General features: G+C 62.3%; 13 protein-coding genes. 3 read left to right on the forward strand and 10 right to left on the reverse strand.

From position 1 onward, the window contains the following. Positions 1-159 precede the first annotated feature (159 nt). The 4 genes from NP534_RS21935 to colR all read right to left on the reverse strand — a co-directional run bounded on the left by NP534_RS21935 (position 160) and on the right by colR (position 3,639). Entirely contained in the window at positions 160-861 is a 702-nt protein-coding gene (locus tag NP534_RS21935) for a lipopolysaccharide kinase InaA family protein (RefSeq protein ID WP_033702805.1), read from the reverse strand. Between the two features lie 6 nt (positions 862-867). Next, positions 868-1,548, reverse strand: a complete 681-nt coding sequence (locus NP534_RS21940) for a class I SAM-dependent methyltransferase (RefSeq protein ID WP_033702806.1) — start codon at positions 1,546-1,548, stop codon at positions 868-870. 107 nt (positions 1,549-1,655) lie between these two features. Then, complete coding sequence (locus NP534_RS21945) at positions 1,656-2,966, reverse strand: sensor histidine kinase (RefSeq protein WP_274100095.1); 1,311 nt, start codon at positions 2,964-2,966, stop codon at positions 1,656-1,658. Next, positions 2,956-3,639 carry a two-component system response regulator ColR gene (colR, locus tag NP534_RS21950; RefSeq protein WP_003255215.1) on the reverse strand — a complete coding sequence of 228 codons (684 nt, stop codon included), beginning with the start codon at positions 3,637-3,639 and terminating at the stop codon, positions 2,956-2,958. Before colR ends, NP534_RS21945 begins: the two co-directional genes overlap by 11 nt. Before the next feature lie 181 nt (positions 3,640-3,820). Here colR and NP534_RS21955 point away from each other — a divergent pair, with 181 nt between their 5' ends. Beyond that, positions 3,821-4,549, forward strand: coding sequence for a phosphatase PAP2 family protein (locus NP534_RS21955; RefSeq protein WP_274100096.1), 729 nt, complete (start codon positions 3,821-3,823; stop codon positions 4,547-4,549). A gap of 80 nt (positions 4,550-4,629) precedes the next feature. On the opposite strand, the gene groL is transcribed toward NP534_RS21955, so the two are convergent. The 5 genes from groL to NP534_RS21980 form a co-directional block, all read right to left on the reverse strand. Then, the gene (groL, locus tag NP534_RS21960) at positions 4,630-6,273 is read right to left on the reverse strand and encodes a chaperonin GroEL (RefSeq protein ID WP_033702809.1); all 1,644 of its coding nucleotides are present in this window, start codon (positions 6,271-6,273) and stop codon (positions 4,630-4,632) included. Positions 6,274-6,321: 48 nt separating this feature from the next. Beyond that, positions 6,322-6,615 carry a co-chaperone GroES gene (locus NP534_RS21965; RefSeq protein ID WP_012274036.1) on the reverse strand — a complete coding sequence of 98 codons (294 nt, stop codon included), beginning with the start codon at positions 6,613-6,615 and terminating at the stop codon, positions 6,322-6,324. A 247-nt stretch (positions 6,616-6,862) separates the two neighbouring features. After that, positions 6,863-7,327, reverse strand: a complete 465-nt coding sequence (locus NP534_RS21970; protein WP_274100097.1) for an FxsA family protein — start codon at positions 7,325-7,327, stop codon at positions 6,863-6,865. A gap of 65 nt (positions 7,328-7,392) precedes the next feature. After that, a complete protein-coding gene (locus NP534_RS21975) occupies positions 7,393-8,124 on the reverse strand; it encodes a HugZ family pyridoxamine 5'-phosphate oxidase (RefSeq protein ID WP_274100098.1) in 732 nt (243 codons plus the stop codon). A gap of 92 nt (positions 8,125-8,216) precedes the next feature. Beyond that, positions 8,217-9,227: a DUF481 domain-containing protein gene (locus NP534_RS21980; protein WP_274100099.1), complete on the reverse strand. Its 1,011-nt coding sequence runs from the start codon at positions 9,225-9,227 to the stop codon at positions 8,217-8,219. Positions 9,228-9,378: 151 nt separating this feature from the next. Here NP534_RS21980 and NP534_RS21985 point away from each other — a divergent pair, with 151 nt between their 5' ends. Then, a complete protein-coding gene (locus NP534_RS21985) occupies positions 9,379-9,732 on the forward strand; it encodes an MGMT family protein (RefSeq protein WP_274100100.1) in 354 nt (117 codons plus the stop codon). Positions 9,733-9,775: 43 nt separating this feature from the next. Beyond that, the gene (locus NP534_RS21990; protein ID WP_033702815.1) at positions 9,776-11,323 is read left to right on the forward strand and encodes an AmpG family muropeptide MFS transporter; all 1,548 of its coding nucleotides are present in this window, start codon (positions 9,776-9,778) and stop codon (positions 11,321-11,323) included. Between the two features lie 73 nt (positions 11,324-11,396). Here NP534_RS21990 and NP534_RS21995 read toward each other — a convergent pair whose 3' ends face one another. Further along, positions 11,397-12,641 carry an MFS transporter gene (locus NP534_RS21995; RefSeq protein WP_274100101.1) on the reverse strand — a complete coding sequence of 415 codons (1,245 nt, stop codon included), beginning with the start codon at positions 12,639-12,641 and terminating at the stop codon, positions 11,397-11,399. Between the last annotated feature and the right edge of the window lie 71 nt (positions 12,642-12,712).

Below are 12,712 nucleotides of genomic sequence, written 5' to 3' on the forward strand. Positions count from 1 at the left end.
TGGCCTGCGCTTGCTGCTTTGCCACCCGCGGCAATGCGCACTGGTCCGCCATCTCGGCCTTGCTGAACACCATCGGCTTCGGCTCTTCCCAGGCGGCCACCGCCACGGTGGTCACGGCCAACCCGGCTACCAGGAACAAAGCTCGAGCGATTTCTAGTTTCATTGCTCTAACCCTTTGACAACGCTGCCAAACGCCATCTGGTAAAAGTAGAGCAATGTTTTCCATTCCGCATCATTCAACGACGAGTGGCGGCGCAGCTGACGCAGGTCGTTACCGGCCGCGCGCTGGCAGCTGATACGCCGCCTGCACTTCTCCAGGTCCAGCAGGGCGACTTCGACCCGCGCCTGTTCGCCCTCGCCGATGACCTTGATGAAGACATGCTTGCCATAGAGGCAGCCGTGCTGCCAATGCCCCAGGTGCATGCGCGCCAGGTTATCGGCCAGGTCCTTGAGCATGCGCTCATGCACCACCTGCGGATAACGCTCGCGGGCACCTTCGGCATGCCAGGTGTCGAGTTCGATGAAGCCATCCAGCGCTTCGCTGACCAGCAGCGCCCGCCATTGATGATCGGCATCGCGCTCGGCACCACAAAAGACGATGCGCGGTACACGCACACCCAATTGCTCGAAGCTGTTGAGCGCATCGAGTTCACGCAATACGGTCGGCCGGCCAAAAGGGTGCAGCAAGCTGCGATAGATGTGCCCGACCTGGCGCTTGGCATACAGCAGTTTGCCGCTGGCGTCGTTGAGGCGTTGCACGCCACTCTCGCCACCCCGCCGCTGGTTGGGTTCCTCGACCCACTCACCCTGCTGGCGCCAGTAAAAATCGAACCGCGATTCCCCGTTCCGGGCTACAGCCATCAAACACTACCCCTTGCGCAATACATAGACTCGCCACATGGCATAGAACGGCAGGAAGTCCAAGCGTTCCTGAATTCTGAAGCCGGCTGCCTTGAATTCTTCTTCGACCGTATCCGCTGGTAACACGAAACGGTTCTGGTAATTGTCCTGCTCAGTCTTGGCGCTACGGCGCTGCTCGAGCTTTTTCCGTCGCCAGGCCTTGAAGTTGCCATCCACCCACAGCGACAGGATCACACTATCACGGCTAACTCGTTGAAATTCCGAAAGAATCGTCTTTCTGTGGGCGGCTTCGCCAATGTGGTGGAACAAGCGCATGCAGAAAATGCTGTCGACCGAATTGTCCGGCAGGTCGATGGCGAACGCTGAAGTCTGCAAGGGCCGTACCCGTGCGACCACCTCTGGCGGTTGCGCGGCACAGGCTGTCTCGATCATCGCCTCGGAGTTGTCGGCACCGATGATCACCCGGTTGGGTTTTTCCGCCAGCAGCGGCCAGAAGCGCCCCGCACCGCAGGGCAGGTCCAGCACCAGGCCCGGCTCACCGGCCAAGGCCAGGGCGCGACGCGCCAACTGCTCGTCACGTTTGTGGGAAAGGCGACGTGCCAGGCCATCCTGATGCTTGAGAAAATATTCGCGCGCGTGTTCTTGGTCGTATTTCTCGGAAAATTCAAGCTTGATGGGGCTACGCATTGGGCATCTCCTGACTCCAGTACGCCCACTTTAGGAAAGCAAGCGTTGGAATCAGGTTATGCCAATGTGAAAAAAGTGTTAGTCCTTTCGGGAGGTATTACCAAACATTACCCAATGAGCGACGAAGGGTCACCCACCTCCACACTTTTGCTGAGGTCCACCTGGAAGCGGCAGCCGTGCGGCAAGGTCGATGTCAGGGTGACCCGCCAGCCCTGGTCGTCACAGATGCGCTGCACCAGTGACAGGCCCAAGCCCAGCCCTTCGCCCCGCCGTTCGGCACCGCGCACGAAGGGTTTGAACATCGCCTCGCGCTGCTCTTCGGGGATACCCACACCACTGTCTTCCACGCTGAACCCATTGGCTTCAAGGCTCAGGCGAATGTAACCGCTGTCGGTGTAGTGCGCGGCGTTGCGCAGCAAGTTGCCCATTACCGATTGCAGGAAGGTGGCGTTGTACAGGACCGGGCTGGCGCTGACTCGACCATCGAAATAGAGGGTGAGCCCTTTCTGCTCGATGGTATCGCGCCACACGCCGGTGAGTTCGTCGGCCACCTCGCGCAGGGTTGCCTTCGAGGCCACGGCGCCCTCGTCGCGCTGGGCACGGGCCAGCATCAGGAAGGTCTTGACCAGTTCGCGCATCTCCTCGGTAGCCCGGGCGACCCGCTCGACCTGGCTGCGCGCACGCGGGTCCAGTGTCTGGTTTTCCATCAACAGCTCGCACGACGTGGCCAGCACCATCAACGGCGTGCGCAGTTCATGGCTGACGTCGCTGGTGAACAGCCGCTCGCGGGTCAAGGCATCGCGCAGGCGGCCCAGCGTGTCGTCGAAGGCAACGGCCAACTGGCCGACTTCGTCTGCCGCATAATCGGGCGCCAAGGGCGGCGCCAGGCCGAGCAACTGGTCACGATGGCGTACCTGCCGCGCCAGGCGGATCACCGGCGCCATCACCCTGCGTGCCACCAGCCAGCCAAGGATGACGGCCAGCACCAGGCTGAGCACAAAGCCCACGACCACCACCGCGAACAGCACGCGCTCGCGCTCTTCGAAATCGCTCTGATCCTGCAGTAGCACATAACGGCGACCGTCGACGATCTCGACCATCGCGTGGTACGACAGCTGATCGCGAAATACCTCATGGAAGCCGCTGTCGAGATGACGCAAGTCTTTGGGCAACTCGAAATCATCACGCCCGCCGCTGAAATAGAACAGCTGGTCAGGGCGCGGTCGATGGCTCCAGTCGCTCACGCTGTCCATGCGCAACAGGCGCTGCAGGTCGCCGCCCAGTACCGTGGAAATCAGCCGCTCTTCAACCAGATGCACAGTGGCGACGATGCCGAAGGCGAAGGCCCCGGCGACCAGCGCGCTCATCAACGCAAAGGCGATGATGATGCGCTGGGCAAGGCTTTGCTTAAACTCCATCGCGGCCCTCGGCGAGGCGATAGCCGACGCCATGGACGGTATGCAGCAGCGGTTTTTCGAACGGTTTGTCGATCACCTGGCGCAACTGGTGCACATGGCTGCGCAGGCTGTCGCTGTCTGGGCAGTCGTCGCCCCACAGGGCTTCTTCCAGTACCTCGCGACGCAGCACGTGCGGGCTTTTTTGCATCAGCACGGCAAGCAGCTTGAGGCCGACCGGGTTGAGCTTGAGCAGGCGCCCCTGACGCGTGACTTCCAAGGTGTCGAGGTCGTAGCTGAGGTCGGCGACCTGCAAGGTGCGGCGGCCTCCGCCCTGGGCGCGGCGCAGCACCGCTTCGATGCGGGCGGCCAGCTCCGACAGGGCAAAGGGCTTGAGCAGGTAATCGTCGGCCCCGGAGCGGAAGCCTTGCAGGCGGTCGTCCAGTTGATCGCGGGCGGTGAGCATGATCACCGGGGTGTCACGCCGGGCGTCTTCGCGCAGGCGCTTGCACAGGGTGTAGCCATCGATGCCGGGCAGCATGATGTCGAGCACGATCAGGTCGTAATGCTCGGTGGCCGCCAGGTGCAAACCTGACAGGCCGTCCTGGGCGCAGTCGACGGTGTAGCCTTTCATGCCCAGGTAATCAGCCAGGTTGGCAAGGATATCGCGGTTGTCTTCAACCAATAGAATGCGCATCGGGGTCTCCTGTGCGGCGCTTCGCTGTGGTGCGCGGCAGGCGCAGCTTAAGGCCAATGCCTGCACTGTGCCACCCCCAGGCGAAATTCGCCGCCGTTGACAGTTTTTTCACTGATCCTTCACGGACACAGGATAGCGGCCACTCGATAATGCCCGATCTTTTTTGCGCCCTGGAGTCGTCATGCACGAACGTAGCCGCCCTCGCCCGATCAACCTCTGGCTGTACTTGGGTATCCCGTTGGTGACGGCAGTGGCCTTGGCCCTGCTTGAGCTGACCTCGGTCGACATGGACGTGGCCAACCTGTTCTTCGACCCGGCCGCCGGGCAATTCATCGGGCGCCACAGCTACTGGCTGGAGAACGTGCTGCATGACGGGGTCAAGCAGGTGGTGATCGTGCTGGGTTTGCTGGCGTTGCTGACATTTGCCCTGAGTTTCTTCTGGAAGCGCTTGTTTGGCTGGCGCCGAGAACTGGGCTGCCTGGTGCTGGCGTTGAGTTTGTCCACGGCGTTTGTCACACCGCTTAAAAAGGTCACCCAGGTACAGTGCCCCTGGAGCCTGAGCCAGTTCGGCGGCAAGGAAACCTACAGCAAGCTGCTGGAGGCGCGGCCCGCTACCGACAAGCCCGGGCTGTGCTGGCCAGGCGGCCATGCCGCGACCGGATTTTGCCTGTTTGCGCTGTTCTTCGCGCTGCGCGACCGTCGCCCGCGCCTGGCCCGGGTGGCATTGGTGGTAGCAGTGGTGGCCGGTTCAGTGTTGTCGGTTGGGCGGATGATGCAGGGCGCGCACTTTCTGTCGCACAACGTGTGGACGGCAGTGTTCTGCTGGTTGATCGGGTTGGGCTCGTATTACCTGGTTCTGTATCGGCGGGGCATGGTCGAGGCGCCTGCCGCTGAGCGCCGCGTGGCCTGAAAGAGGGGCCGTAGAAGAACGAAAAAGCCCCGGCTCTCGCGAGCCGGGGCTTTTTCATGCTGCTAGGGGGTAAGGCTGGCTTACATCATGCCGCCCATGCCACCCATGCCGCCCATGTCTGGCATACCGCCGCCAGCTGGAGCGTCGCTCGGAGCATCAGCAATCATGGCTTCGGTGGTGATCATCAGACCGCCAATCGAAGCAGCAGCTTGCAGTGCCGAACGGGTGACCTTGGCTGGGTCCAGGATGCCCATCTCGATCATGTCGCCGTACTCACCGGTAGCAGCGTTGTAACCGAAGTTGCCCGAACCCTGCTTGACCTTGTCGGCCACAACGCTTGGCTCGTCGCCGGCGTTGGCAGTGATCTGACGCAGCGGCGATTCAACAGCGCGACGCAGCAGTGCGATACCGACGTTCTGGTCTTCGTTGTCGCCTTTGAGGTCAACGATAGCGTTCAGAGCACGTACCAGGGCAACACCACCGCCAGGCACCACGCCTTCTTCAACGGCTGCACGGGTAGCGTGCAGGGCGTCTTCAACGCGGGCTTTCTTCTCTTTCATCTCGACTTCGGTGCCAGCACCGACCTTGATCACGGCAACACCGCCAGCCAGTTTGGCCAGACGCTCTTGCAGCTTCTCACGGTCGTAGTCCGAGGAAGTCTCTTCGATCTGGGCACGGATCTGCTTGACGCGTGCTTCGATCTCGGTGTCGGCGCCAGCGCCGTCGATGATGGTGGTGTTTTCCTTGGACAGGATGACGCGCTTGGCGTTACCCAGGTGCTCCAGGGTAGCGGTTTCCAGGGACAGGCCGATTTCTTCGGAGATGACCTGGCCGCCGGTCAGGACAGCGATGTCCTGCAGCATGGCCTTGCGGCGGTCGCCGAAGCCCGGTGCCTTGACCGCAGCAACCTTGACGATGCCGCGCATGTTGTTGACTACCAGGGTAGCCAGCGCTTCGCCTTCAACGTCTTCTGCAACGATCAGCAGCGGACGGCCGGCTTTGGCAACGGCTTCCAGTACTGGCAGCAGCTCGCGGATGTTGGAGATCTTCTTGTCGACCAGCAGCAGCAGCGGGCCTTCCAGCTCGGCAACCATGGTGTCCGGCTTGTTGACGAAGTACGGCGACAGGTAGCCACGGTCGAACTGCATGCCTTCAACGACAGACAGTTCGTTTTCCAGGCCCGAGCCTTCTTCAACGGTGATCACGCCTTCTTTACCGACTTTTTCCATGGCTTCGGCGATGATTTCACCGATGGAGCTGTCGGAGTTGGCGGAGATGGTGCCTACCTGGGCGATGGCCTTGGAGTCGGCGCATGGCTTGGACAGGTTTTTCAGCTCGGCGACGACAGCGGCGGTAGCCTTGTCGATACCGCGCTTCAGGTCCATCGGGTTCATGCCGGCAGCGACGGCTTTCAGGCCTTCGTTGACGATGGACTGAGCCAGAACGGTAGCGGTGGTGGTGCCGTCACCGGCTGCATCGTTGGCCTTGGAAGCGACTTCCTTGACCAGCTGGGCGCCCATGTTCTCGAACGCGTCTTTCAGCTCGATCTCTTTGGCAACGGAAACGCCGTCCTTGGTGATGGTCGGTGCGCCGAAGCTCTTGGCCAGGACCACGTTGCGGCCTTTCGGGCCCAGGGTCGCTTTTACCGCGTCAGCCAGAACGTTGACACCAACCAGCATTTTCTTACGGGCGGAATCGCCGAATTTTACGTCTTTAGCAGCCATGGTCGTTTAATCCTTGAAATGCTTTGGAATAACGGGAAGTCGGGGAAATCAGCCTTCGATAACGGCGAGAATCTCGTTCTCGGCCATTACCAGCAGGTCTTCGCCATCGACTTTCACGGTGTTGCTGCCCGAGTAAGGGCCGAAAACCACTTTGTCACCCACTTTCACGGCCAGCGCGCGCACTTCGCCATTTTCCAGGATGCGACCGGTGCCGACGGCAACAACTTCGCCGCGGTTTGGTTTTTCAGCGGCCGAACCCGGCAGGACGATACCGCCAGCGGTTTTCGATTCTTCTTCGCTGCGACGGATGACTACGCGGTCATGCAGAGGACGAAGCTTCATTGTCGATCTCTCCCAAATTGTGGTTTTCATCGGCCGGTATCGACACCGGCGGGTTGATGCGGTCCGGCGTTGCCGGGGGTGGCCCGCACGGGGCGAACCACCTGAGTCATGTCTGGTGTTGCCACCAGAAACCTTGCGGTGACCCATACATGAGGCCGCCATATGCAATTACAAGGCTTGATACGTAAAAATTTTCATCAAAGGCATAAGGTGAAAACAACAGGGGCCGCGAAGCGGCCCCGGCAGGTTACTTGTCGCGACGCTCGTATTCGCCCTCGATCACATTGGGCCGGTGGCCGGCGTCACTAGGCGGCTGTGCCTGGAACGGATCGTCCTGAAACGCCCGCTGGCGCAGGGCCTGCTCCTCGGCACGCTGGCGCATTTTGCGCGCGGCCAGGTGACGGGTGAATGGCAACAGGCAGATCAGGCCCAGCACGTCACTGATGAAGCCCGGCAGCAACAGCAGGCCGCCACCCACCGCCATCATCAACCCCTGGAACATGTCCTCAGCGGGCAGTTCGCCGCGCTGCAGGCTTTCACGGGCACGCAGTGCGGTGGCCAGCCCGGCCACCCGCATAACCAGCACACCCAGCGCGGAACTGGCGATGATCAGCAGCAGCGCGGGGAAAAACCCGATCGCCGCGCTGACCTTGACGAAGACGAACAGCTCCAGCACAGGAAACAGCAAAAACAGCAGTAGAAAAGCACGCATCAAAGATTCCTCGACGGAAGAGAACCTCCCAATAAGACCTCAGATGGATGCGCAAGCTCCCAATTTCAACCCTCGACTTCAGCCGCAACCGGCCACTGGTCGGCGTGCGCCAGCAAAACCAGGGCTTCGCGCACTTGTGTCGGCGTATTGCATGGGCTTGGGAACGCCAGCCAATGGACCGCCTGGCCGATGCGCAGGTGCATGCCCTCGCTGTCGATACCGACCATCTGCGCAGGCACAGAGCGTGGCAGCTCGGTCAGTTCGACGTAGTGGGCAATGGCCTTGGCGTGGTCGCTGTTCATATGCTCGATCATGCTCGCTTCGGCCTTGCCCGCGAACGGGTTGGCCAGGGTCACCTGGTCAAGCCAGTGGATGGCGCCAAAACCGCCGATGTAGCGGTGACGCACCGGCTGCAGCACCCAGAAGTCGAAGTCGTGGGCCTTGTGGTAATTGCCGGCGTCGGGGAAGTACCGGTAGTAGCGCTGGGCGGCGGCTTCGATGGCGGCTTCGTCCACCAGCTTGTGCGCCTCGGCCATGACCGTCAGACGGCCGACTGCCTGCACATCCTCTGCTTCGCGTTCGCCGACCAGCAGCGAGCACTTGGGGTCTTTTTGCAGGTTGTGGGTGTGCTGGGCAATGCGGCTGATAAGGATCAGCGGGTTGCCCTGTGCATCCAGGCAATACGGCACGACCGAGCCGAACGGGAAACCGGGCATGGACTTGGAGTGGGTCGAGAGCACGCCGCGGTATTCCTTGAGCAGCAGTTCCCGGGCGGGGCGGATGGCATTGGTACTCACGAAGGGCGCTCCTGGCAGCGGACTGGATGGGTGACAAGATAAGCATTATCACCCGCCGCTGCCACAAAAGGCCGCTGACACTTGCTGGGTATTTACCAGGTCACGCCGAAGCCTGCGGTGTAACGGGTTTTGTCCAGGTCACTGTCACGCGTACCGCTGATGATGTCCTTCTCTGCCTTGAGGTTGAGCGAGGCCCATTCGGTGACCTTGTAGCGCAGGCCGATTTCGGCATCCAGCGAGTAGTTGGCCACGCTGCCCAGCGGCTTGGCGACTTCGCCATTGGTGAACAGCTGCACATTCTTGCCGATCAGGTAGCGGGTGTAGTCCCACTTGACCGCTGCGGCATAGAAGTTGTCCTTGGCGCCGTCCTGGTATTCGAAGTCGGTACGGTTGATCAGCGAACCCAGCGAGAACGCGCCCAGCTCGTCGTCCCAGAACTGGTAGCCCGGGCCGGTACCCACGGTGCGCTGGCGGGCCAGGTCCTCGATGCGGTCGCGCTTGTACTCCATGCGGCCCTGCCAGAACCACTTCTCGGTAATGAAGCGGTCAAGGGCGTACTCGGCACTCCAGTTGTCGGTGGTGGTGACGTCGTCCTTGGTCTCGCGGTTGTACTCGCCCTCGGCGTTGTGGCGCCAGCGGCCATGGCGGGCAGTGGTCTTGAAGCTGACGTCGTAGTCGTCGGTGTCATTCTCGGCACGCTTGTAGTCGAGGGCGACGTCGACGTTGCCTTTCCAGACCAGGTCCTCGACCACCGGCTTGGGCTTCATGATCTGCTCGATGCTGGCCAGCTCGACGGTCTTGGGCGCCTCGCCGTTGGCCAGGGTGACCTTGCCGGCTTCGGCGGCTTTCAACGACTTGGCCCGCTCACCGCTGTAGGCATCCTGCTTGACCAGCATTTCCTGGTCGCTTTCCAGGGTCTGGACTTCTTTCCAGTCCAGCGCGATAGACCCGCCATAGGGGGTCTCCAGCAGCAGTTTGCCGCCATCGAAAACTTTGATCTTGCCGCTCAGGCGGTCACCGTTTTTCATCCACACGGTGTCGGCAAACGCGGGCGCGGTGCACAGGGAGGCAGCTAACAGGCACAACAGGGATCTAGAATACATAGGCGGACTACGGGTTCGATTCGTCGAAAAAGCCGGGCATTATCCAGATACGGACAACCAGAGCAAGGAAAGACCGAGCACATGCCGTTGAGTTCAACTCGCATTTGCCTCGCCACTGGTCCGGTTTCATCCACAGGCCACGGGGGCACTGATGTCTGAGGCATACGGGCACACACTGGAAACGCCACAAGCCCGACGAACGGCACTGTATTCGGTGCTCGGGCAAGTGCCCGCGGGCAAGGTGGTCAGCTACGGCCAGCTTGCCGAGCTGGCCGGCCTTGGCCGCGCGGCACGTTGGGTTGGGCGCACCCTCGGGCAATTGCCAGGCGATACCCGCCTGCCCTGGCACCGGGTACTCGCCGCGGGCGGGCGCCTGAGCCTGGCATTGGGCACGCCGTCAGGCGACGAACAACGGGCGCGGTTGCGCGCAGAAGGCGTGAATGTAACCAATAATCGTGTGGATATGACGCGCCATGGCTGGCGCCCGATGGAGCACAGCGGTTAGAGTGCGCGCTTTGTTTTCGAAAACTTGAGGCAGATGTTGGCCCATGCCCCGTAAAACCTGGCGCGCTGCGCTCGCTGCCTATGCCAGCCCGTCAACCCTGGTACTTCTGCTGCTCGGCTTTGCCGCCGGCCTGCCCTACATGCTGGTGTTCTCGACCCTTTCGGTATGGCTGCGCGAAGCAGGCGTTGCCCGCGAGACCATTGGTTACGCGAGCCTGATCGGCCTGGCCTATGCCTTCAAATGGGTCTGGTCGCCGCTGCTCGATCAATGGCGCCTGCCACTGCTTGGTGGCCTGGGGCGCCGCCGCTCATGGCTGCTGCTGTCCCAGGCGCTGGTGGTGGTCGGGCTGGTCGGCATGAGCCTGTGCGACCCGCAGCAACACCTGTCGTGGCTGATTGCCATGGCCGTGCTCGTGGCGTTCGCCTCGGCGACCCAGGACATCGCCGTCGATGCTTATCGCCTGGAAATTGCCGATGACCAGCGTCAGGCCGCGCTCGCCGCCAGCTACATGGCCGGCTACCGGGTAGCGGCCCTGCTGGCCACGGCAGGCGCGCTGTTCTTCGCCGAATGGTTCGGCTCCACCGGGTTCAGCTACCTGCACAAGGCCTGGGCCGGCACCTATATCATGTTCGCCCTGCTGATGCTGCCGGCGCTGTTCACCACCCTGGTCATGCGTGAACCCTCGGTGCCGCTGCGTACCCAGCTGTCGGCGGCGCGTTATGGCCTGGTCCATCAGCTGGCGTCGGTATTCGTGCTGATCTTGCTGTTGGTGTCGGTGCCTGCCAGCTTCACCCAATTGTTCAATACCGACTGGGCCAGCGTGATCTTCGGTGACGCCACCCCACTTGACCTGCTGCTGGAAGACCGCGCCTTCCTGCGCCTGATTCTGTACGTGCTGCTGACCTGGGCGTGCCTGTCGACCATGGGCCGTCGCGGCCTTGCCCCGGTGCTGACCCCGGTCAACGACTTCATTGCCCGCTACCGCTGGCAGGCCCTGCTGCTGCTGGGGCTGATCGCCACCTATCGCATGTCGGACACGGTCATGGGCGTGATGGCCAACGTGTTCTATATCGACATGGGCTTCACCAAGGACCAGATCGCCAGCGTCAGCAAGATCTTCGGCCTGATCATGACATTGGTCGGTGCCGGTGTCGGCGGCCTGCTGATCGTGCGTTTCGGCATCATGCCGATCCTGTTCATCGGTGGCGTGGCCTCGGCGGCGACCAACATCCTGTTCCTGATGCTGGCCGACATGGGCCCGAACCTGGACATGCTGGTGGTCACCATCTCGCTGGACAACTTCAGCTCCGGCATGGCCACCTCGGCGTTCGTCGCCTACCTGTCGAGCCTGACCAACCTGAAGTTCTCGGCCACCCAGTACGCGCTGCTCAGCTCGATCATGCTGTTGCTGCCACGGCTGATCGGCGGCTACTCGGGGGTCATGGTGGAGAAGTTCGGTTACCACGACTTCTTCCTGATCACTGCCCTGCTGGGCGTGCCGACGCTGATTCTGATCGCCCTGCAGTGGCGTCAGGAAGCCGGGCCCGGCAAACCGGTGCCCGAGGAGAACCCAGCGGCCGAACGGCCCTGAGGGTACCTCGCCGCCTGTACCGGCCTCTTCGCGGGTGAACCCGCGCCCACAGAGGCGGTACAGGCGACGAATGCTACTGGGCTACGGCGCCCTCCCCAGACCGCCCACCCACAACGAACCACAACGGCCAGAGCGCCAGCGCCCCCGCCACACTGGCCGCCAAGGCAAAGTGCAGCAAACTGGCACCCGCCCCGATCATCGCCATGAGCGCCCCGCCCAGGCCCAGCAAGGCAATGGTGATCATCCCCAACATGGCCGAGACCAGCCCTTTGCTCTGATCGCTGGCGAACAGCGTCATGCGGTACAGCACGGCGTTGGCCACCCCCAGCCCCAGGGCATACAGCGACATGCCGGCCACCACGCTGGTCACGCTTGGCCAGTACCAGGTCGCCAGCACCATCAGCGACAGGCCCGCCAGGTAGGGCCACAATGCGCCACGCACCAGGGCTGGCAGCGAGTAACGGTCGGCAATACGGTTGATGATCAGGTTGCCGAGGATCAGCCCGCCGAACACCGGCAGCTGCCACAACGCATACTCCATCGTGCTCAACCCTTCGTCATGGATGAGCAGCACCGGCGACAGGCCGATCCAGCCAATCAAGGGCAGCCCGACCAAGCCCAGGGCGGCGCTACCGGCGACAAAGCGACGGTTGGCCAGCAGTTGGCCGTAGCCGGACAACAACGGCAGCAAATGGATCGGGGTAAAGGGCAGACGCGAACCGTCGCGCCGCTCCACGCCCAGGGTTTCCGGCATCAACCGGTACAACAGCACCCAGGCCAGCACCGCACCGATGGCGAAGGCCACGAACAGCCAGCGCCAGTCCAGCCATTGCAGCAGCAAGGTGCCCACCAGGGGGCCGAGCAGCGGCGACAGCAGGGCAATGTTGGCCAGCAGGGCCATCATGCGCACTGCGTCGGCTTCGCTGAACGCCTCGTTCAGGGCCGGGTAGCTGACCGTGACGACAAAGCCCAGGCCAATGCCCTGCAACAGGCGCAGCAGGTTGAACAGGCCAATATCGTGCACCCAGAACGTCGCCAGGCACGCCACGCCGAAGAACACGCAACCGCCCAACAGCAGCGGGCGGCGGCCGTAGCGGTCGGCCAGGGGGCCAATCAACCACTGCAGCACCACGCCACCGAGCAGGTACAGGTTCAGGGCATGGGGGATGTATTCGGGGCTGGCATTGAGGTCGCCGACCACCACGGGCATGGCCGGCATCACAGCGTCGCTGGCCAGGTAGGTGAGCAACTCGAACAGGGCCAGGGTCAGGCCGAACAACAGGGCTCGGAGGGGGGTGATGTACAGCAGTGGTTTCATGGTGAATTTCAGCGGGAACAGGTGGGGTCAGCCTGTATGCCAGAAATGGCAGGGCTTGGCTGTGAACAAAT

This window comes from Pseudomonas sp. 39004, from assembly GCF_028682155.1.
GTDB lineage: Bacteria > Pseudomonadota > Gammaproteobacteria > Pseudomonadales > Pseudomonadaceae > Aquipseudomonas > Aquipseudomonas capeferrum.

What these genes read in the sequence shown, in the direction of transcription:
- NP534_RS21935 (WP_033702805.1), bottom strand. Translation starts at nt 861, where the DNA reads ATGGCTGTAGCCCGGAACGGGGAATCGCGGTTCGATTTTTACTGGCGC.
- NP534_RS21940 (WP_033702806.1), bottom strand. Translation starts at nt 1,548, where the DNA reads ATGCGTAGCCCCATCAAGCTTGAATTTTCCGAGAAATACGACCAAGAA.
- NP534_RS21945 (WP_274100095.1), bottom strand. Translation starts at nt 2,966, where the DNA reads ATGGAGTTTAAGCAAAGCCTTGCCCAGCGCATCATCATCGCCTTTGCG.
- colR (WP_003255215.1), bottom strand. Translation starts at nt 3,639, where the DNA reads ATGCGCATTCTATTGGTTGAAGACAACCGCGATATCCTTGCCAACCTG.
- NP534_RS21955 (WP_274100096.1), top strand. Translation starts at nt 3,821, where the DNA reads ATGCACGAACGTAGCCGCCCTCGCCCGATCAACCTCTGGCTGTACTTG.
- groL (WP_033702809.1), bottom strand. Translation starts at nt 6,273, where the DNA reads ATGGCTGCTAAAGACGTAAAATTCGGCGATTCCGCCCGTAAGAAAATG.
- NP534_RS21965 (WP_012274036.1), bottom strand. Translation starts at nt 6,615, where the DNA reads ATGAAGCTTCGTCCTCTGCATGACCGCGTAGTCATCCGTCGCAGCGAA.
- NP534_RS21970 (WP_274100097.1), bottom strand. Translation starts at nt 7,327, where the DNA reads ATGCGTGCTTTTCTACTGCTGTTTTTGCTGTTTCCTGTGCTGGAGCTG.
- NP534_RS21980 (WP_274100099.1), bottom strand. Translation starts at nt 9,227, where the DNA reads ATGTATTCTAGATCCCTGTTGTGCCTGTTAGCTGCCTCCCTGTGCACC.
- NP534_RS21985 (WP_274100100.1), top strand. Translation starts at nt 9,379, where the DNA reads ATGTCTGAGGCATACGGGCACACACTGGAAACGCCACAAGCCCGACGA.
- NP534_RS21990 (WP_033702815.1), top strand. Translation starts at nt 9,776, where the DNA reads ATGCCCCGTAAAACCTGGCGCGCTGCGCTCGCTGCCTATGCCAGCCCG.
- NP534_RS21995 (WP_274100101.1), bottom strand. Translation starts at nt 12,641, where the DNA reads ATGAAACCACTGCTGTACATCACCCCCCTCCGAGCCCTGTTGTTCGGC.